Source organism: Mucilaginibacter sp. SMC90 (assembly GCF_022811725.1).
Taxonomy (GTDB): Bacteria; Bacteroidota; Bacteroidia; order Sphingobacteriales; family Sphingobacteriaceae; genus Mucilaginibacter.
In genome coordinates, this window is record NZ_CP094527.1 from 5,086,352 (window position 1) to 5,106,534 (window position 20,183).

At 41.7% G+C, this 20,183-nt stretch carries 26 protein-coding genes; 9 read left to right on the forward strand and 17 right to left on the reverse strand.

Annotation, left to right across the window (positions count from 1 at the left end):
• Positions 1-49 precede the first annotated feature (49 nt).
• The 5 genes from MTO98_RS21265 to MTO98_RS21285 form a co-directional block, all read right to left on the reverse strand.
• The gene (locus MTO98_RS21265) at positions 50-487 is read right to left on the reverse strand and encodes a hypothetical protein (RefSeq protein WP_243480995.1); all 438 of its coding nucleotides are present in this window, start codon (positions 485-487) and stop codon (positions 50-52) included.
• A 10-nt stretch (positions 488-497) separates the two neighbouring features.
• On the reverse strand, positions 498-830 hold the full coding sequence (gldC, locus tag MTO98_RS21270; RefSeq protein ID WP_110585089.1) for a gliding motility protein GldC: 333 nt from the start codon (positions 828-830) through the stop codon (positions 498-500).
• Positions 831-838: 8 nt separating this feature from the next.
• A complete protein-coding gene (locus tag MTO98_RS21275; RefSeq protein WP_243480996.1) occupies positions 839-1,105 on the reverse strand; it encodes a hypothetical protein in 267 nt (88 codons plus the stop codon).
• 9 nt (positions 1,106-1,114) lie between these two features.
• The gene (locus MTO98_RS21280; protein WP_243480997.1) at positions 1,115-2,467 is read right to left on the reverse strand and encodes a DEAD/DEAH box helicase; all 1,353 of its coding nucleotides are present in this window, start codon (positions 2,465-2,467) and stop codon (positions 1,115-1,117) included.
• Positions 2,468-2,761: 294 nt separating this feature from the next.
• Positions 2,762-3,646, reverse strand: coding sequence for an NmrA family NAD(P)-binding protein (locus MTO98_RS21285; protein WP_243480998.1), 885 nt, complete (start codon positions 3,644-3,646; stop codon positions 2,762-2,764).
• An 80-nt stretch (positions 3,647-3,726) separates the two neighbouring features.
• On the opposite strand from MTO98_RS21285, the gene MTO98_RS21290 reads away from it, so the two are divergent.
• Both MTO98_RS21290 and MTO98_RS21295 read left to right on the forward strand, forming a co-directional pair.
• A complete protein-coding gene (locus MTO98_RS21290; RefSeq protein WP_256464309.1) occupies positions 3,727-4,143 on the forward strand; it encodes a helix-turn-helix domain-containing protein in 417 nt (138 codons plus the stop codon).
• Between the two features lie 111 nt (positions 4,144-4,254).
• A complete protein-coding gene (locus MTO98_RS21295; protein ID WP_243480999.1) occupies positions 4,255-5,589 on the forward strand; it encodes a dihydroorotase in 1,335 nt (444 codons plus the stop codon).
• A gap of 147 nt (positions 5,590-5,736) precedes the next feature.
• Here the strand turns inward: MTO98_RS21295 and MTO98_RS21300 are convergent, their stop codons facing one another.
• From MTO98_RS21300 to MTO98_RS21315, 4 genes are all read right to left on the reverse strand, one after another.
• Entirely contained in the window at positions 5,737-6,195 is a 459-nt protein-coding gene (locus MTO98_RS21300) for a GyrI-like domain-containing protein (RefSeq protein WP_243481000.1), read from the reverse strand.
• A gap of 92 nt (positions 6,196-6,287) precedes the next feature.
• On the reverse strand, positions 6,288-6,710 hold the full coding sequence (locus tag MTO98_RS21305) for an SRPBCC family protein (RefSeq protein ID WP_243481001.1): 423 nt from the start codon (positions 6,708-6,710) through the stop codon (positions 6,288-6,290).
• Entirely contained in the window at positions 6,698-7,153 is a 456-nt protein-coding gene (locus MTO98_RS21310) for an EVE domain-containing protein (protein WP_243481002.1), read from the reverse strand. The genes MTO98_RS21305 and MTO98_RS21310 overlap by 13 nt, the downstream gene beginning before the upstream one ends.
• Positions 7,154-7,276: 123 nt before the next feature.
• Positions 7,277-8,224: a YafY family protein gene (locus MTO98_RS21315; protein ID WP_243481003.1), complete on the reverse strand. Its 948-nt coding sequence runs from the start codon at positions 8,222-8,224 to the stop codon at positions 7,277-7,279.
• Positions 8,225-8,278: 54 nt separating this feature from the next.
• Between MTO98_RS21315 and MTO98_RS21320 the strand changes: the two genes are divergently transcribed.
• From MTO98_RS21320 to MTO98_RS21330, 3 genes are all read left to right on the forward strand, one after another.
• Positions 8,279-8,719 (forward strand): DUF2007 domain-containing protein, encoded by a 441-nt coding sequence (locus MTO98_RS21320; RefSeq protein ID WP_243481004.1) that lies wholly within the window; start codon positions 8,279-8,281, stop codon positions 8,717-8,719.
• A gap of 135 nt (positions 8,720-8,854) precedes the next feature.
• Entirely contained in the window at positions 8,855-9,865 is a 1,011-nt protein-coding gene (locus tag MTO98_RS21325; RefSeq protein WP_243481005.1) for a N(4)-(beta-N-acetylglucosaminyl)-L-asparaginase, read from the forward strand.
• Between the two features lie 128 nt (positions 9,866-9,993).
• Complete coding sequence (locus tag MTO98_RS21330; protein WP_243481006.1) at positions 9,994-10,746, forward strand: copper homeostasis protein CutC; 753 nt, start codon at positions 9,994-9,996, stop codon at positions 10,744-10,746.
• 131 nt (positions 10,747-10,877) lie between these two features.
• On the opposite strand, the gene MTO98_RS21335 is transcribed toward MTO98_RS21330, so the two are convergent.
• The 4 genes from MTO98_RS21335 to MTO98_RS21350 all read right to left on the reverse strand — a co-directional run bounded on the left by MTO98_RS21335 (position 10,878) and on the right by MTO98_RS21350 (position 15,968).
• Positions 10,878-13,718 carry a hypothetical protein gene (locus MTO98_RS21335; RefSeq protein WP_243481007.1) on the reverse strand — a complete coding sequence of 947 codons (2,841 nt, stop codon included), beginning with the start codon at positions 13,716-13,718 and terminating at the stop codon, positions 10,878-10,880.
• Positions 13,719-14,015: 297 nt separating this feature from the next.
• Positions 14,016-14,243, reverse strand: coding sequence for a hypothetical protein (locus MTO98_RS21340; protein ID WP_243481008.1), 228 nt, complete (start codon positions 14,241-14,243; stop codon positions 14,016-14,018).
• 70 nt (positions 14,244-14,313) lie between these two features.
• Positions 14,314-15,579 carry a metallophosphoesterase gene (locus tag MTO98_RS21345; protein WP_243481009.1) on the reverse strand — a complete coding sequence of 422 codons (1,266 nt, stop codon included), beginning with the start codon at positions 15,577-15,579 and terminating at the stop codon, positions 14,314-14,316.
• A gap of 158 nt (positions 15,580-15,737) precedes the next feature.
• Positions 15,738-15,968 (reverse strand): hypothetical protein, encoded by a 231-nt coding sequence (locus MTO98_RS21350; protein ID WP_243481010.1) that lies wholly within the window; start codon positions 15,966-15,968, stop codon positions 15,738-15,740.
• Positions 15,969-16,204: 236 nt separating this feature from the next.
• Between MTO98_RS21350 and MTO98_RS21355 the strand changes: the two genes are divergently transcribed.
• The gene (locus tag MTO98_RS21355; RefSeq protein ID WP_243481011.1) at positions 16,205-17,065 is read left to right on the forward strand and encodes a family 16 glycosylhydrolase; all 861 of its coding nucleotides are present in this window, start codon (positions 16,205-16,207) and stop codon (positions 17,063-17,065) included.
• Between the two features lie 110 nt (positions 17,066-17,175).
• Entirely contained in the window at positions 17,176-17,376 is a 201-nt protein-coding gene (locus tag MTO98_RS21360) for a hypothetical protein (protein WP_243481012.1), read from the forward strand.
• A gap of 87 nt (positions 17,377-17,463) precedes the next feature.
• Here the strand turns inward: MTO98_RS21360 and MTO98_RS21365 are convergent, their stop codons facing one another.
• Together MTO98_RS21365 and MTO98_RS21370 are read right to left on the reverse strand one after the other, a co-directional pair.
• Positions 17,464-17,610, reverse strand: coding sequence for a hypothetical protein (locus MTO98_RS21365; RefSeq protein ID WP_243481013.1), 147 nt, complete (start codon positions 17,608-17,610; stop codon positions 17,464-17,466).
• A 123-nt stretch (positions 17,611-17,733) separates the two neighbouring features.
• Entirely contained in the window at positions 17,734-18,399 is a 666-nt protein-coding gene (locus MTO98_RS21370; RefSeq protein WP_243481014.1) for a Pr6Pr family membrane protein, read from the reverse strand.
• 330 nt (positions 18,400-18,729) lie between these two features.
• Between MTO98_RS21370 and MTO98_RS21375 the strand changes: the two genes are divergently transcribed.
• A complete protein-coding gene (locus tag MTO98_RS21375; protein ID WP_243481015.1) occupies positions 18,730-18,885 on the forward strand; it encodes a hypothetical protein in 156 nt (51 codons plus the stop codon).
• A gap of 85 nt (positions 18,886-18,970) precedes the next feature.
• A complete protein-coding gene (locus MTO98_RS21380) occupies positions 18,971-19,459 on the forward strand; it encodes a VOC family protein (protein WP_243481016.1) in 489 nt (162 codons plus the stop codon).
• Positions 19,460-19,503: 44 nt separating this feature from the next.
• Here the strand turns inward: MTO98_RS21380 and MTO98_RS21385 are convergent, their stop codons facing one another.
• Positions 19,504-19,719, reverse strand: a complete 216-nt coding sequence (locus MTO98_RS21385) for a hypothetical protein (RefSeq protein ID WP_243481017.1) — start codon at positions 19,717-19,719, stop codon at positions 19,504-19,506.
• Positions 19,720-19,777: 58 nt separating this feature from the next.
• Entirely contained in the window at positions 19,778-20,179 is a 402-nt protein-coding gene (locus MTO98_RS21390; protein ID WP_243481018.1) for a hypothetical protein, read from the reverse strand.
• Positions 20,180-20,183: the final 4 nt, after the last annotated feature.

The window sequence follows — 20,183 nt, forward strand, 5'->3', positions numbered from 1 at the left end:
AAAAAAGCTGTAATGTTAACATTACAGCTAATAAAACATATCAGGAATATTAATTTGCTACTGTAGTATCAGCAGCGGCAGGTATAAATACCTTTGGCTTGCTGCTTAATGCGCTAATTAAAGCCAATATTGGCCCGGCAAACATCACGTACCAACCCCATTGCAACTTAAGCTGACTGGTTAAAAACTTGTTAATGCCTTTAAAAGGAATAAAGCTAAAAGCCGAATTTACTTTCATTATGGCGGCAGCCAACAGCAATACCACAAGCGCTACTGACAACCAGGCTGCAACTCGCATGATCTTAGCCTGGTTTAAAAATGATACAATGATTCCAATAACCGATACCAATAAAAGTACCAGGCCGTAAGGCTGGTTAAGTTTATAAATATTCCAGCTGGTTACGTGAAATACCCGCAACAGCGGACAATAGGTTGCAGCAAACAGCAGGGCGAAGCCTACAAATGCTAAAATTGAGCTAAGGCGCATATTTAGGTTATTATTTTTGAGTGATCTCCATTTTATCGGCAAAGTGGGCACAGTAGTCGCGCAAATCTTCAACGATATTCTTTTCGCCGGTTGCACGTAAAAAGCTGTCGCCCATGGTTTGCAGGGTTTCGTAGAAAAAGCGTTTCATTTCATCAACAGGCATATCCTTTGTCCAAAGGTCAATACGCAAGGTGTTTTTATAGCTTTGATCCCACAGGGCAAGCATCATTGACTTTACAGGCAAAGCTTCTTTGTTGTTTGAATCAGTTGATTCCCAAAGAATATGTTCGGGAACGTTATTATCATCAAGTGTAACGGTAAGCTTTATTTCAGCGGTTTTCATTTTAAATTTTATTTAACAAGTAAGAATATAATTATAACCAGGACGATGAAAAATGTCTCCACCATCCATATTTTTTTGGTTTCGATAAAAAAATTGCGGAACATGATGTCAATCACAAAAACCACAAAGGCAAATAATAAAAAGATCCAGCCGATAGTTCCACCCCAGTGTTCAAGCGGTCGCCCGGCTATACCGGCACCGTAAATAAAAACATAGGCTGCCACCGCTACCAAAAATGCGGTAAAAAGGTTTAAAGGGGTAAATCTGAATTTCATTGATTGGGCTTAGTGTCTTTTTTTGCTTTTGGATGATCGGCCGGTACCCTGCCTTGCTGCCTTTGAGCCGTATTTGGCTTTATCTTTATTGGCATCAAACTTTTTGCGCTGGTTAAGCGATTTCTTTTCGTGGAAAGCGCCTTTAAAGTCAGGATCCTCCTTGCGCTTTTGCAGATCGATCTCTTTGGCCTGCTCCTGGCGTTCTTCGTAAGGTGTTTCCTCTATAAATACATCGTCGGGAATCTTTTCAACCGGGATGGTTTGTTTAATGAGCTTTTCTATTTTGCCAACATAGTATTCTTCAGACGGGGTGCAAAAAGTAATTGCCTCGCCTGATTGCAACGCACGCCCTGTACGACCGATCCTGTGTACATAATCTTCAAAAACTACAGGCACATCAAAATTGATCACATGGCTTACATCGCTTACATCAATACCGCGCGATGCCACATCTGTAGCTACCAATATTTTCACCTCATCGTTTTTAAACGAATTGATTGAGTTGATCCGAGTGTTTTGCCCCTTGTTAGCATGTAATACTTTCACTTCTTGTTCCCCGTACTTGCGGGTCAGGAATTTATAAACATCTTCGGCCACTGCACGGGTTTTACAAAACACGATCAACTTGGTAATGTCGCCTTCAATATCAAGCAGCTTTTTGAGCAGGTTTATTTTGGTTTTGATATTGGGCACGTGGTACAAATGCTGATTAACCGTTTGTGCCGGCGTAGCCTGTGGTGTAACCTCGATAACAGTAGGAAACTCCAGGAAATTGGCCGAAAGCTGGTGAACCTTTTCACTCATTGTTGCCGAAAAAAGCAGATTTTGCCTTTTCACAGGCACTACTTCCAGTATCCGGTTTATCTGGGGCATAAAGCCCATATCCATCATTTTATCGGCCTCATCCAAAACCAATACCTGCAGTGTTTTGGTAACAATATGGCCTGCAAGATAGATATCCATAAAGCGCCCGGGAGAGGCTACAATGATATCAACCCCTTTATTGATCTGCTCAATTTGTGTTTTGGGGCCTAAACCACCATAAAGCACAACTACGCGCAGATCGGTATTGGCGGCGAAAATTTTTACGTTCTCTTCAATTTGCATTGCAAGTTCGCGGGTAGGCGAAATGATAAGTGCGCGGGCATGATCGCCCTGGGCATACTTGAGCTTCATGATAATAGGCAATACATAGGCTGCCGTTTTACCGGTGCCGGTTTGCGCTATACCCATCACATCCTGCCCATTCAATATTGGCGGAATAGCCTTTTGCTGGATAGGCGTAGCTTCGGTATAACCGGCATCGGCTATCGCGTTCAAAATTTGCCGGTTAAATTTAAAATCTTCAAAGGTTACTGCCATGCCGCAAAGATAGGCTTTTTGTTGAAGTAGGCACAATTGCCCATAACATGGCGGTGTCAGGAAATAGATAGAAGCAGGAAGTCAAGAGTCAGGAGACAAGATAATGAAGAAACAGAGGGGTAAAAAATCAGGAGTCAAGAAACAAGAAAAAATAAAAACTATGTCATTGCGAGCGTAGCGCGGCAATCGCATACTATACAGAGCGAATATGCTTCCGTGCGGTTGCTTCGTCGTTCCTCCTCGCAATGACATTTTTAATATTCCCTTGTTGAGTTATTTAAGGCAAAAGCCATTTTACGCATTATACACAACCGCAAACTCCTTAGCAAAATCCTGCAAACTAACTTTGCCGGATGTAGCAGGTTTATGTTTGTCATAATCCTCCCATATTTTTGCGCTCCGTACAGCGGTGCCCATCTCTACAAAATTACGGGTCATTTCGGGCGGAACTCCTGCCTGCTGCAAACCTTCCGCAAGCTGCTCGTCGGTAAATTCAATCCATGGCAAGCCCGGGTTACCAATAGCCTCGCCTAAAATAGCAGCAACCTCACCTGTTGTCGAGTCATCACTTACAATATAGCGAACACTTTTGCCGCTAAAATCCTGCTGCAATTCTTCGGCAACTGCAGCTGCGATATCTGTAGGATGTACCATGATCAGTCTCGCATCTGCCGGATAGTTTGATCCAATAATGCCCTGGTGTTTGATAAGCGGTATGTTGCTATAAAAATTGATGTAAAAGAACGGCGCGCGGATAAATTTGATAGATACCCCATCCAATTCACTCAAAATACCTTCAACATCATGGATCCCTTTTATCGGGCCTACCCCGCTATCCAGATGCGCACCGATGCTGCTTAAGGCAACTACTTTTTTTATTCCCGAACGCCTGATAGCCTCTGCATAACTTTTACCGGTTTCATTTTGGTATACCCGTAAACTTTCGGCACTAAAACTTGGCGGTACCATGGCATAGAGCGCATCGGCACCGGTAAAAGTTTCGGTCAAAAAATCAGCGTCGGCCAATGAACCAATTGCCGCTTTAGCTCCCAGCGCTTCAATATCTGTTACTTTATCTGCACTGCTGCTGATTACTGTTACGCTATTGCCCGCAGCAACCAAAGTTTGTGTTAAGGGTTTGCTTATATTACCTGTTGAGCCTGTTACTATAATTTTCATGATTACTTGTTTTTTGTTGATGACAAAGGTATTTTTACACTTACTTTTTTACAAGTACTTACCCTAAAGTATGTATCATCATGACTGCAATAAAAGAAAGCTCAACCATACAGGAAAACAAGCAAGCCGCTTTTAATGAATGCCCGGTGACTTATGTAATGGAACGCATAGGCGGATACTGGAAGCCCATTATTTTATTTCACCTGCTAACAGGCAGCAAACGTTACAGCGAACTAAGAAAATCCATCCCAGCCATTACCGAAAAAATGCTGATCCAGCACCTGAAACAATTGGAAGCAGATGGCATTATCATCAGGGAATCAAAACCAGTTGTGCCGCCTTATGTAAGCTACCGGCTCAGTGATACAGGCATGGGATTACGGCCGGTGATGTACGCCATGTCTAAATGGGCAGTAGAGGATAGCGAAGCAAATGGCAAAGCCATTTACAGAAGCCTTGGAGAATTCCCTTCTGAAGAAACTTTTGCTGAAATGTAATTCCGCTTCCGGGTCAAAACTTACGATGTTTTAAAAACTTCGTAAGTTTGACATATAATAACTACTATAAATAAATCCGAAATCGAACATCCCAAATCCGAAATCAAACCTATGTCTACAATTTTAATAAAAGCAGCCACTATAGTAAATGAACATAAACAATACGTTGCCGATGTATTGATCAAGGATGGTTTGATAGATCGTATTGACTCAACAATTGATCAGCAAGCTGACGAAATTATCAACGCAGAAGGACTTCATTTACTTCCCGGTTGTATTGACGACCAGGTACATTTTCGTGAACCGGGGTTGACTTATAAGGCCGATATTTATACCGAATCAAGAGCTGCTGTAGCCGGTGGTATCACCTCATTTATGGAGATGCCGAACACTGTTCCAAACACCCTAACCCAGGAACTTTTGGAGGATAAATACCAGATCGCCTCACGTAATTCGCTGGCTAATTATTCGTTTTTTATGGGCGCATCAAATAACAATCTTGATGAGGTTTTGCGCACCGATATCAACAATGTTTGCGGTATAAAAGTATTCATGGGATCGTCTACCGGGAACATGCTGGTTGATGATCCGAACACGCTCGAAAAACTATTTGCGCAAGCCCCCACGCTCATCGCTACTCACTGCGAAGACGAGGCTACGATCAAGAGCAATCTTGCCCACTATAAACAACTGCTTGGTGAAAATATCCCGGTGCGTTTACATCCTAAAATCAGGAGTGCAGAGGCTTGTTATTTGTCGTCATCAATGGCAATTGAACTCGCAAAAAAACACAATACCCGCCTGCATATTTTACATATCTCAACCGAACGCGAAACGCATCTTTTTGACAACACGATACCGTTAAAAGATAAACGTATTACTGCCGAGGCCTGCATCCATCACCTATGGTTTACCGATGCAGATTATGAAACAAAAGGAAACTATATTAAGTGGAACCCTGCTGTAAAAACCGAAGCCGACCGCGATGGAATTTTGAAAGCAGTATTGGATGGCCGCATTGATGTTATTGCTACCGATCATGCACCTCACACCATTGAAGAAAAAGAGCAACCTTATCTGCAAGCGCCTTCAGGTGGCCCTTTAGTTCAACATGCTTTACCAGCTATGCTTGAGCTTTACCACCATGGCAAGATCAGCCTTGAACAAATAGTAGAAAAAACGGCGCATAACGTAGCCGTACTTTTCCAAATAGAAAAACGCGGTTTTATTCGTGAAGGTTACTGGGCCGATTTGGTGTTGGTTAACTTAAACAAACCCTGGAATGTAAACAAAAGCAATATCCTGTATAAATGTAACTGGAGCCCATTTGAAGGCAACACCTTTCGCTCAAAAGTAGCTTATACATTGATATCAGGCAATTTAGCTTATGCTAACGGAAAGCTTATTGAAGGTAAAGCCGGCAAGCGCTTGACTTTTAGCCGGTAATCAAGATCAGAACTCACAGAATTTTAGGGTTTACAGAATTTTCTGGAAGGGAAAAAGCTTTTGCTTCTTCCCTTTTTTTATTTACGACTTCTTCTCGACCTGCTAATCGGGGATTGCTTCGTGCCTCGCAATGACGCGGTTATAATATCATCCATTCACCCCAACAAAAACCTCAACTTCGGCATCTGCAGGATTTTGTGACCTGTCACCATACACATCAAAATCAGCTATGTATCTCCTGTCGATATCACTTGTCCAGATCTGGTGCCAGGTTTCTCCTACCGACTGCGGCAGCGCACCCTTAGCCACATAGCGGTTATAATTTCCGGGAGGTATGGTTATGCAGATCAACCCTTCAGGGATATTATCTTTAGTAGCTACCCTGCACCCAAGTACCGTTGTATAACAGCCATCCTTATCGCTCTCATAATCGGTATAAACACAATAAATATCATCACTAAGGCGATTTACTACCTGCTGCAAAACATGCTCGCTCATAAACCAGTTCCACAGCCCGGAAATGTCTTTCATCGCCTGCCCGTTCTGATTTGTGGTACGTACCGAAATCCCGACTAAAAAGAAGCCTTTTATTGTTACTTTGTCCATAAATGGAGTTATTACTATTTGTTATATCAATTTATAATTAATTTTTAGTCAAATAATTATAGTAATTATATAAACAATCAGTTCACAAATAATTACTCAATCAATTTTCTCAATTCTTCAAAAAGCCCTGTCCAGTTTTGCTCTGAATGTGCTTTGGCTTCCTCGTTTTTAACATTATCCTGGGTAACGGTAAGTTCTGTTTCACCATTATTTTCGGTTAAATTATAGGTGATGTTGGCATAGTTTTCGGGCTTATCTTCGGTGCCGCTCATGCTGCTCCAGTAGCTGTATTTTACAAATGTTCCCGGATCAATATCGAGTATAATTCCGTGGTCTTCGTACTTATGCCCGTTCCATTCTCCACTGAATTTAATGGGCTCCCCTACCCTCCAGCTCGACTCGAGATCGGTACCAAAAAAGTATTCCTTTACCATTGTAGGATCGGTAAGGCCCTGCCAAACTTTTGCAATCGGTGCTTTAAATTTTACCTGCACATTTACTGTTAATTTTTCCATAATGTAGCTTTATTTAGTAGTGGTTTACCTTCTATTATCATCTGCTCTTTTATCTTTTCAAAATCAGTGCCGGGAACTTCAAAAAAACCAAACCTGAAGTTGTAACCCCATGCCTTTTTATTGGTGATAAAATTGAGATCTTCAATCATCGGGGCTATCGGCGCTTCGGCACATTCATAGTAATTTACATTGCGGCGATAAGGCGTAAAATCAATAGCCATTTGTTTTTGATAGATATCTTCATCCCTTACCTGGCCAATGGCAGTAAAGGCCTGCAAAGGCTCATCGCCGTTCATTTTTTGCTTAGGAGAATATACCGCTACCCAATCGCCAACCGCCATACGTTTAAGCGGAGCAAGCTTACCATGGTTGGCCTGAATAAAGCCCCCGGAGATACCCCGGCTAATGTGATCTTTTGATACTACTATTATCCAATGTTTCATAAGTGTATGGTTTAAATTACCCGCAAAAACATGACCAATAAAAGCCCCGTCCTTGCTATGATGAAACAAAGTAACAATGCGCTGGTGACAACCTTATGTCAGCAGGAAAAAAGTGAATGAAAATTAATTTATTTTTTGGCTGATAGTTGCCGTGATCTCTCGCACACGCTGTAACAGGGTATCAGGTTTGATGATCTCGGCACGATCGCCAAAGGTCATATACCAGCGGGCAAAACCTTCTAAAGAAATGGTAAGAAAAGTCATTTCAATTTTGTTGCCGGCGGCTTTCTCAGATACGAAACCGCTATAGTATTTTTGATGATCAAGGTAGTTATGGATCTCCTTATCCACTTTGATCACCACCTGCTCAAGCTGCTTTTCGCAGGCCATTTTATCAATATAATCTTTTAGCGTTGGGTGTTTGCTGTTAACATAACTTTTATCCGTTACCAAAAGCTTTTTGATACGGTCCAACCTGAAATCTCGGTAGTCATTACGGAGGCGGCAGTAAGCGATCAGGTGCCAGAAACTATCCAGGAAAAAAACACCAACCGGCTCTACTTCGCGTTTGGTATTTTCCTGCGAGTGGGCGGCAAAGTAGTCAATACACATGATCTTTTTACATACTATACAATCCAATATGGCCTGGATATGATCGGTACTTCCGGCTCTTTTCTGGCTGTGACTTTTCAGTACTCCAATGCTGCCGTCAAGATTTTCCAAAGCATCCTTTTCGGATGATTTCAAGATAGCCCGCACCTTATACATGGCCGATTGATACTGCGCCATGGTTGAAGTATCTGTAAGCTTTTCAACAAATTTTTCGGCAGTTAAAAAAGCTGTTGCTTCTTCGCGGGTAAACATAACCGGGGGCAGGCGGTAACCGTCCATAATGGAATACCCAACACCGGCCTCACCTATCAATGGGATCCCTGCCTCTTCAAGCGTTTTGATATCACGGTAAACGGTACGCAGACTGATATTGAACCTATCGGCAATATCGCCTGCCTTTACCACTCTGCGTGATTGTAGTTGGATCAAAATAGCTGATATTCGGTCGATGCGGTTCATGGCGTCCAAATTAAATAAAAAACATTTTACCTTTGATCAATATTTATCTACAATATGGCTGCTGAACCCGAAGAAAAGATCATAACATTTGAAACTTATTACGATGTGATGCTTGCGCATATCATTCGTACCAAATTAGAGGGCTATGGTATTCCCTGCTTTATTGCCGATGAAAATACAATTGCATCTAACCCGCTTTATAACCAGGCGGTAGGTGGCATTAAACTTAAAATATTTGAACGCGACCTGGAGCGCTGCCGCGAAATTTTAGCCGCCGAGGGCGACTTGCATGACCAGGACCACATAGAAATTGACGACGAAACACTTAACGCTGTAATTTGTCCATACTGCGGCTCAACCAACGTAAGATATGGTTCGGCGACAGAAAAAAGGGTTCACTGGTTTACAGCCATCGTTTCATTTTTATTGATGATATTCCCTTTTTACAGCCGCAAAGCATGGCACTGTTTTAACTGCCAGCGCGATTTTGAATAGCGTTTTTCGAAGTCGTAAGTCTTAAGTCGCGAGTCAAAAGTCTTCATTTTTATAACCTAATCAAATTTTGACTTCGAACGCAAGACTCAAGACTTAGAACTTACGACTTAATACTGTTTTTTATATATTAGCGCTATGTACAACCGCCGTAAGTTCATCAAATTATCTGCCGCAGGTGCTTCACTTGCAGCGCTTTCTAAATCTGCCATAGCAAAAACCGTCATTTCAAAACCCGGGGGCGGTTATCCTATTGTTATCTCTACCTGGGACTTTGGCATTATTGCCAACAAAGGCGCCTGGAAGGTATTATCAGCCGGGGGGCGTGCGCTTGATGCTATTGAGACCGGAGCCCGTATCCCGGAAGCCGAAGATATTACTAACCATACTGTAGGCCGCACCGGTTTGCCTGATCGTGATGGCCATGTAACCCTCGATTCATGCATTATGGACGAGTTTGGCAATTGCGGTTCGGTAGCTGCCATGGAGGATATAGCCCACCCCATTTCGGTAGCCCGTTTAGTAATGGAAAAAACGCCTCACGTTATGCTGGTTGGCGAAGGCGCAACCCAATTTGCTGTTGAGCAGGGCATGAAAAAAGAAAAACTGTTAACTCCCGAAACTGAAAAGATTTGGAAAGAATGGCTAAAAAAAGCCCAATATAGCCCCGTTATGAATATCGAAAACGGCGGCAAACCAGGTAATAAATACAATCACGACACCATTGGCATGCTTGCTATTGACGCAAAGGGAAATATCTCTGGCGGATGCACTACCAGCGGAATGGCCTTTAAATTACATGGCCGTGTTGGCGACAGCCCAATCATTGGGGCAGGGTTATATGTAGACAATGAAGTGGGCGGTGCTACATCAACCGGTGTTGGTGAAGAGGTGATCCGTAATGTAGGCAGCTTTTTAGTGGTGGAGCTGATGCGCCAGGGCTTATCACCCGAGGATGCCTGCAAGGAAGCGGTAAACCGCATTATCAGGAAAAAACCCGAGATAGCTAAAAACATTCAGGTTGGTTTCCTGGCCATCAACAAAAAGGGTGAATATGGTGCTTATGCTATACAAAGCGGCTTTTCATATGCTGTTTGTAATGCACAGCAGCAGGACTTGTTAATACCAGGAAAGAGTTATTATAAATAGAAATTATTGGGTTTAGTCATGTGATCATGGTTCATTGTTGATAGTTCATAGCCGAAATAATAATATGATTTTTTGCTATGAACCATGATCTATGAACTATTCCATGAACTAAAAAACATAAAAGAAAAATGTATCAACCCGTATCGCTCGAAGTTTGTGCAAATTCGGTAACATCGGCCCTGGCGGCCCAGGAGGGCGGCGCAGTACGTGTTGAACTTTGCGAAAATTTAAAGGAAGGGGGCACCACCCCATCGCACGGCACCATATTAATGGCCCGCAGCCTGCTCCATATTAAACTTTACGTATTGATCCGCCCTCGCGGAGGAGATTTTCTGTACAATAACATGGAATATCAGCTTATGCTGGCCGATATCAGGTATTGTATTGATGCCGGATGTGATGGGGTTGTTATTGGTATTTTAAAAGAAGATGGCACCATAGATATAGAGCGTTGTACCGAAATGGTGCGCCTCGCCAGGCAATGGGGATTGGGTGTAACCTTCCATCGCGCTTTTGATATGTGCGCAGATCAGCACCAGGCCCTTGAAGAAATTATTGAAATGGGTTGCGAACGAATCCTTACCTCTGGAGGCAAAAGTACTGCTATTGAAGGTGCCAGCAACTTAAACCGCCTTGTTGAACAAGCGGCAGACCGCATCAGCATTATGCCCGGAAGTGGTGTAAGTGAAGCCAACGTGGCCGATTTGATCCATTTTACAGGAGTAAAAGAAGTTCACTCATCAGCAAGGATCAAGGTTGCGAGTAAAATGAAGTTCCATAACGAAAGTATCATGATGAGCGCCGAAGCCGGCGACGAATACAGCATTGATGTTACCGGCGTTGACCGGGTTAGGGAACTGATCAGGCTGGCAAATAGTTGAAGCGTATTTAAAACGACGCAATATAAAAAGTCGTCATTGCGAGGAACGAAGCAATCCCCGATTGGCAGATCCACCCTGTATAGTTCGCGATTGCTTCGTTCCTCGCAATGACGGTTCTTTTTAGGCTACTTCTAAAAAAACGTCACCGGCAAAACCAGTTCTATCCTGTTACGTCCTGTTCCTCCAAAAAAATCTTCATCCAGCAACCTGCCGTACCTGATGCCGAATGTGATGCTGTTCTGATTAAAGAATTTAGTATCAAAATACAGGGTACCTCCTGCCGATCTGAAATTTTGTTTAAAACTGCTGCCATCGGTAAAAAAGTTGGAGGCGTTGGCATGGGTATAATCAAAAAACAATGCCCCGCGCAGGCGCAACAGGTAAAACAGGTTACCAAAACCTGCGTCGGGATACGCTATTGGTAAATGATATGTTAAACCTACTTTGTTCATGTTATCCAGGTTTTCGGCGGTATAACCTTTGGAAAAAGGAAAATCGTTAGAGAAACTGATCACATTATCCTTGCCTTTTTGCTGGTGCGCCAGGCTGATAACAAAATTGTGGTTCACGAATAAACCTGGAAAATAAAAACTTCCTGTGGCTAAAAACTGCGTTGCCCCGGAACCCGAAACAGCAGATTTGTAGTTAAGCCCTACGCTCTGTGCAAACCGCGGATAAATATTTTTCTGCGCCTGCTGAGTTTGGTTGCTAAAGCTGATATAGTTATTCAGGTAACTATATGAACGGTCGGCAAAACTGCTTTTGTAAGCCTGCTGAAAATTAATGCTGTTAAAATACAAATCGCTTCCAAACGTAAGAGAGGTTAAACGTTTACCCTCGCTAAAGTTTAGTGGCACACGCAAACCACCATGCACGGCGGTTTCGTTCCAATAAACGTACTGTCCTTTATAAAAACTCCTCCTGTCAAGTGTGTAATCAGCACCTGCCGAAATGTAGGGGAACAAAGCGCCGTATATGGCATCAAAGCCAAATTGCTTATATCCCTCATTGGTGTTGTAATCAAAAGACACTTCAGATTGAAATGTATTCAGCACATTTTCGCCCGTAATAGCAAACGAATAATTAGGATCGCTGATGTTAGGGATGATACTGTGAAAGTTAAATAAGCCGTGCGTTTTTGAATAATTGGTAACCGGCAAAGGTTTGTTAGCAATCCCGGCAACCAAATTTGATGCCGAATCATTTTTGAGCGCTGTAATACCAAAATCGGGCAGATAGCGTGCATAACCGTCACCGGCAGCTATCCATTTCAAGTCTTTTTTATTGGCCTGGTTTATTTGATAACCATCGGCAGTAAAGCCAACCCAGGCTAATTTATTGTCGTTTACTGCCGGTTGATAATAACCTAAACCGGTATAATTACCTGTGGGCAGCATTTCAAAAACGCTTTTATTGCCTGGCATCATTACAAACAGGCGGTCGTTTTTCCCGTCGGTTTGGGTAAAGTATAATGTATCTTTTTTTAGGGCGATAAAACCTATAGGGCGGAAACTCGGCGGCGTTAAATAAGCTGTTTTACCGGTAGCAATTTCTGTAAGGCCGATACCCATTTTCCCTTCCTTATCACGAGTCGCCGAAATCAGCTTATCTTCGCCATAAAATTTCGGATAAGTATAAAACAGGCCTTGCGGGTTGGGGATTTCCCGCTGCACTTTCCCGGCAGTATCTAAAATATGCAGCTGGCTTGTGCCTGACGGGCCAACCTGTACAGCAACAATACGTTTACCATCAGTGCTAAAAGCAGGTGAAAAGTATTTTGTTGTTGAAGTAATGCGGTGTTCCTGCCCTGTTTTTGTGTCAAGCATCATCAATTCGCTGTAGTTACGATACCCCCAGCGTAAGTCGGGGCGATAAGCCGCATAAACTATTTTACCGTTGTTATAATCAAAGTAGCTATCTAATGAGTAAGAACGGGTGCTCAACTTGGTCTCCCTGCTACCCGTTTTGACGATGAAAGCAGGTAAATGATCATAGGTATTTTCGGCGTAAATAAGGGTGCTGTCATTCACAAAGGCGGGGTATTGCCTGTTGGCATCAAAGTGCCTTTTGCGTTCGGCAAGTGGTTGATCATCATCTTCGGCAAATTGCTGTTTAAAATAGCTGAAGCCATTATTTGAGAAGCTTTTAAAACTTTCGCCGGTATATTTCTTAACAGCCCCCTGAAAAGGATAAAAACCACCTCTGTAAGCGGCGGCGTCATGTGTTACGTTTTTCCATAATTCACTGCCATATTTTTCACGGCCATAAGCCACCATCATATAACCCAGCGGATAATGATCAGGCACATAATCGCGGTATGAGCCGTTGCGAAGTTTCATATAGCTGTAGTTTTTATCTGAAGCCCATAATGCCCTGTATCCCATAAAAAAATAAGGCAACCTGCCCCTGCCCTGTTCGCTTACCAGGGTTTCGTTAAATACGGCATCGCCTTCAAAAAACCAGTTAGGTACTGCGAGGTCGTTACCCAGCGCCTGCCCACCCTCGCCAAAAATTATACGGAGCAAACGCGAAAGCCCTACATTAAAATTATTGTACTGCTGCACATGCCTGAACTCATGAATAGCCAGTTGCTGAGGCCAGGGCAAGCTGCCTATTTCGAAACTATTTTGGTCGGGGGTTAAATAAAATTCGCTCCTGAATGGTGCCAACCCCACATAGCCATTAGCAACAGTGGTTTGGTTTTGCAATACAATACTGATCTGTTTTTGCTTAAAACCAATTGTCGGCCGCACAAAACCGTTCATTTGCTGAACAATATTGGCCACTCTCAAACCCGCCGAATCCAAACCGGCCGGAAATATTACCCTGGCCGATGAGGTATTTACCTGCTTCCACTTTATTGATGGCGGGTTACCACCAAAAACCTGTGCTTTTGATAATGTAGCAGAAAATAATAGTGCCGGAAGTATTAATTTTTGAAACGTTTTGTAACCGGTAAGCAGATGATTCATTGAGGCGTGAAAGTAAATACAAATTGCAATTTAAACAACAAAGCCGCCTACAGAACGCTTTTTAATTTGAACTGGTATAAACAAAAAACACCCGCCTAACGGGCGGGTGCTTACAAGGTTAAGGTTTAGGTTTTAAATATGTTTCAATATAGAAAGGCAACGTTAGCAGCCTGTTAAAGATAATGGCATCTTTGTATGAATGCATTTTAACCAACGCCTAAATCTCGGTATTAAAAAACGCTGCCGCAATCCGTTAAAACACGGTATTTTACATAGGTATAAAAACGGTAAAACCCATCACCTGTTTACCGTTCTTATTTTAATCACCTTATTATTTTTTCTTTCGGGCGTTTTAAATGAATCGGGCTTTGGAATATGCTTAACAATATAGATCAGCGTGTGGGCTATAGCGCCGGCTGCTTTAATACCAAAATGTACAAAAGGCCTCATCACTTCCCAGGCATTGCTATCCTGATACTGAACTTGCGGGTTTTTACCTATTTTTTTCATATTGTTAGTTGCCATAATTTTAGTTTTAGATACGCCCAATAGTGCATAAAAACCTTGCCATAAATAACAACCAACTTTTTTGAGGTTATGCAACCTTTTTCTTTAATTCAATAACCGTAACCTCGGGCCAAATACCCAACCTGCCCGAAAATGCCAGGAAGCCGAAACCGCGGTTCACATACAAATACCGATCTTTTTCGTTAGCAAGACCAGCCCAATCAAGGTAACGGTATTTTACCGGGCTCCATCTAAAACCAGGGATCTCGACACCAAACTGAGCACCATGAGTGTGGCCGGACAAAGTTAGATGAATGGTAGTTGGGTTATAACGTACCTGCTCTTCCCAATGAGTAGGATCATGCGAAAGCAGTATTTTAAACGCATCTTTTGGCACCCCCTGAAGCGCTTTTTTCAGATCGCCTATTTGTATAAATCCCCTTCCCCAGTTTTGTATACCTATGAGGGAGATAGTTTGACCGCCTTTTTCAATAGTAACATTTTCGTCAAGCAGGAGGCGATAACCTAAATCTTTATGATGTTGTTTGAGTTTATTAAGGTTAGCCGCCTTTTCGTGGTCGCTATCCCAATGGATATAATCACCGTAATCGTGATTTCCTAAAATAGAAAACTGGCCATATGGAGCTTTGATTTGTCCAAACCTGTCAATGTATGGTTCGATCTCTGATGCTGCGTTATTCACCAGGTCGCCGGTAAAAACAAACAGATCGCTTTTTTGAGCCTTGGCCAGGTCGATACCGCGCTGCATAGCCCCGGTATTGTCAAAACTACCCGAATGGATATCCGAAAGCTGGGTTATTGTAAATCCATCAAAGGCATCCGGCAGGTCCTCAAAATAAAGCGTGGTTTTATGCAGCTTATAATCATACTTACCTTTAAACATGGCATAAAAAAACGATGTAAAAGGTACAGCAGCTACCAGCACTGCTATTTCGCTGATAAACTTACGTCTGCCGGGAAATACAGGTTGCACATTTGTACTACCCGAACGGCTGATGATATTAAATAAACCGACAAAGAACCGTCCCAGGTCGCCAAGGGAGAGTACAATTACAAAAACCAGCTTGGTAACAAAAAATGTCAGGAACAAACTCAGCATCCACTCGTGAAACGGACGCATGCCGCTTGCCGTGCTAAAAGCGCCAAAACCTAATAAAAACAAGACAGTTACACCTATAGATATTATTAAGTATGCCCATAAAATAATGCTTCTCCACAAGTTTGATTGCCAATCGGCGGTTAAGGTTTTGAGGCCGGAGTGTATGTACCAATCAAACAATAAACTAACAAACGCGATGACCGCTAACACTTTCAAAAAACCACTGCTGTGCATATAAATACGTATAAGACTGCAATTTAAAAAAGTAAAGGTAATTGGAGGGTAATATTCTAAAAGGAAACAATAGGCTTAGATTTATAACTTGTTATGTTGAATGTTTAAATCCGGTAGGCTTTGAAGGTGAAATGACATCTCCTGGCCTTCATGAGAAATTACTTCATGCAAAAATACAGACCAATAAGCAATAAAATTTGAATACAAATTGCCGCTGAAAGTCTTTTAAAGCCGTTTATTTTCAATGGGGCATATCTGTATGCCACCCATGACAGCAAAAATATAGCAAGCGCCAGGCCCGCAACTATTAAGACATTTGGGCCTTCAGGGTCATTGAAAAAAAAGAATTGCATTCTGGAGCAAATGATGGCCGTTACCGCCAGCATCATCAGTGAAATTTTTTTCGACCTGAAATATAAACCCGCAACGTTATTACGCATGGCCCCAAAACAAGTATTTGAACAAATATAGTAAGGTCAATTGAGATTCCCTATGCTGTTTATCTGTCACTGTGTGCTTCAATTTTCAACTGAAATAGTGTAAAAATATGATCTCAATTGATAAATACTAAATTCGTATCTTCCAATTTATATACTTTTAAATAATAATATCACATCATCATAAAATGAAACTAAAACATCTGCTGCTACCGGCGGCACTTTTAACTGCATCGCAGGTATTTGCACAAAAGCAGCCTAAAACTGATACCGTTTTCTTTGAAGACTTTAGCAAACCAGGCCTAAACAGAAGCAAATGGAATGTTGAAGTTACGGGCAATACGGTTAATGATGAGCAGCAGGCTTACGTTGATTCGGCAGCAACTATTTATATGATCGACGGAAAAGACGAAGGGGCTACTAACGGTGCCTTAGTGCTAAAGGCTTTATATGCACCGGGCTTCACAAGTAAAGAGCAACATAAATACGATTTTATTTCGGGCCGTATCAATACCCGTGCTAAAATGGAATTCACATATGGCACAGCCTCCTGCCGAATGAAAATGGCCTCGGGTGCCGGTTTGTGGCCTGCGTTTTGGGCGTTAGGTAACGGTAAATGGCCCGATTGCGGCGAAATTGATATCATGGAAACCGTGGGTGACTCAAGCTGGGTAAGCCATGCTTTACACGGGCCCGGTTATTTTGGTGATACACCGCTTGTGAAACGCGTATCATTTCCTGCCGGCATTGATGTAACTCAATGGCATATATATTCGGTTGATTGGTCGCCGAAGAGCCTTGTTTTTAAGGTTGACGGCAAGGTTACTTATACCGTAACTAAAACCATGGTTGAAAAATATGGCCGCTGGGCTTTTGATAACAAAAAATTCATCATCCTTAATTTTGCGTTAGGCGGTGGTTATCCGGGCGGCGTTAATAAGATCACAAAACCGTATCATGGGTTATCAGAAAATACTGTTAACAAAATAAAAGCCGGGGATGCCAAAACAATTGTTGACTGGGTACTTGTAACTAAAACCGACAATTAATATTGTTGACACATTTGTAAAATAAAGGTTATTTAAATTTTACTTTCGTAAAACATAAGGTAAATTTTATTGCCATATTTTTGAATTATCAAAAATCAACATCATCTACCATGGCAATATTAACCGTTCAAATACCCGACTCAGAGATCCTCACACTATCAAGCATAGTTGAACAGATATCAGGAAGTATCATTAAGGTTACTTCTGAAGAAGACATCAATCACAGCGATTGCATTTTGCATAAAGACGACCTTTTTATTAAAAACAAACTGGAAAATAATCTTTACCACAAGCACCTTTGGAACGATTGATCTTTTAATAAAAAAAACGGTTTTAATCGCCATAAACAAAACAGGCCATGCGATATGCATGGCCTGTTTTGTTGTATTTACTTGTGTTTAGTTATGTATAACTACACGTTCGTGTACCCGAACCCTTTCATCGTGGCGATGCCTGCGGCGTTCCCGGTATTCGGCCGAACAGCTTGTAAAACCCATTGCTGCTAATATTAACAATGCAATTGAGCGTGAAACAGTGGTTTTCATAGCAAATGATTTATAGTTTTAAATAGATATAATTTATATCTATTCACTTATCATGCCATTAGGACAAAATTATAACTGTGGTAAAAGGAATGTTACAGTAAGTAATATCAGACTAAGAAACAATCAGGGTCGACGCTTAACTGCGATCCGGTTGAGCCAAACAAATAAAAAGCCTATGAGCAGAAAGGCGATAAGCATCAGCAATGAATTAACGGCAACCTTAGATACTCCCAAATTATCTACATTAAGAAAAGGATAAGGATACAAATGGCTGATACTTCCACGAATAAATACATACACCGAATAAATAAACGGGAACCAAAGCCAGCTTAATGCCTGCATCCATTTTAAATTTGCCTTCGGCGCGTATAACACCCAGTACAACACGAACAAAGCCGGATTTACAGAATGTAACAACTCATCCGCAAGCCTGAATAAACCTTCGGGATGCCATAAGCCACGCAATATCAGGTTATAAACCAATCCTACTATCGTAATATATAAAGCGATGGCACTTAAAACAATGGGTTGAAAAAAGTACTTTCCTAAACGGCTATTAATATTAAATAATGCGGTGAGGCATATGGCGGCAAGCAAGTTAACAAGTATTGTAAAATAACTAAATAACTGTACCAACGTCCCCCCAGGGGTTCGTCCTTTTTGTAAGTAATCTGGTATAGCTATAGCTATCTGCAAAATTAAACCGAACCATAAAACACTAACAGTAGCTATGTGCAACCATTTACCGCTTTTGCCCGTATAATTGTTATATAGTTTATTTTGTTCCATAGCTGCTTTACAGAGTTTAAATTTATCACTACTCCCCTGTAAATTAAGAACAAATAATTATTTACCCCAAAACTTACAATAAAACGGCTTTACTGTAACCTAAAGTCCATTTTATACGTATTATGTTTTTATGGAGGATTTTATTCCAAAAAAGACTAATCATAGCTTTTTTGGATAATATTAGATAAACACCTTCATAAGTTGAACGACCTGATAACTAATCGCAAAAAGATTTAATTAAACGCCAGATGAAGTATGAGGGGTTATATAAATATACCAGGGTCGGTTAATTGTAACTGCTGTAAAATTTGCGGTGCAAGACCAATAATTGTGCTGATTAAAGATATTGGATACGTGGTTAAATGTCCTGTTGATGACAACCATTATAAAACCCATGCGGGGCTTATTGATATCAATGACTGGAATATCCACAACACCGACTGTATTAATCATGAAGAAGAAAAATTGATATTCAGTTTTCATTAATTGTGTTTGTGTAATTTATTTGTGTATTACTTTAACCATAATACTAAACCTATATCTTTAGGCACTTAAATTACCAATCCTAAATATGAACTCTTTATCAATATTCATTAAAACAGCCAAAATCACGGCGCTGTTACTGGCTGCAACTGTATTTTTACCAATAGCATGCAAAGCCCAAAGCGGTACCGATATCTCGCCCGTGGTTGGCCACATTGCTATTACTACTAGTAACTTAAAAAAAAGCACCGAATTTTACACCAAAGTTTTACACCTCAAAAAAGTGAACAATCCGTTTGCCGATACCGTACACCAATGGTATAGCCTTGGCAACAATGTAAAACTCCATGTTATACAAGCCGAACGTAACGAAAAACAAGTTAAAGGTGTACATCTTTGCTTTACAGTTTCTTCGGTAACAGAGTTTGCGAAAACACTTGAACAGATGAATATCCCCTATTCAAACTGGAAAGGCGATAGTAAGGAGCCAACTTTCCGTGGCGATGGTGTATTGCAGCTATACTTCCAGGATCCGGATGGCTACTGGATTGAAATAAACAGCCCGGCAAAAAAATAAGCCGGGCTATCAAACAGTCAATAATTAAAATTCACGTAGCTTATTCAATATTCGAGTTCCTGGCAGTGGATGCCGGCCTTTTGCAACAGCGATTCGATATAGCGTGGCGAAACGTCTTTGGCCTCCACGCGTAAAATATTATCGCAGTCTTCAAGATCGAAGTTCCATTGGGCTACGGCGGGTATTTTGGTTAATAAATTTTGTACCCGGCTTACCTGCCGGCGTTGCCGTACGCTTGTTGCAAATACCAATACATCCATTGTAATTTATTTTTAGGTAGATAAATTTAAAACGATAGTGAAAGGGTGAGCCTATGGCTTATTCAGCTTTCTTCTCTTCGTTAACCGTAGTGTTAAAATCATCCCAGTCACGGCCAAACCTGCCTGGCCCGCGGCCTTTCCATCCACACATGCGGTCTTCCCATTGGGCGCGGAACTTGTCTCTGTCTTCGGGGCTCATATTTTTAAAACGTTCGGCCATGCGCCCACGCATCCACGGTGCGCCACCACCGCCTTTAGGGCCGCCTTTGCCAAAGCCAAATAGTATTTTACACAGTACAAATATGCCCATGGCTTGCCAGTAAGTAATAGCAGTTACGTGTAAAATATCAGGCAATAAGTTGTTCCACAACTGCATCACAACAAAGCTGATCACAGCCAGGCAGGCGATCACCCCAAGGGGGATGAAAAAAAATCGCCTTTTATAAAAAAATGGTTTCATGTTA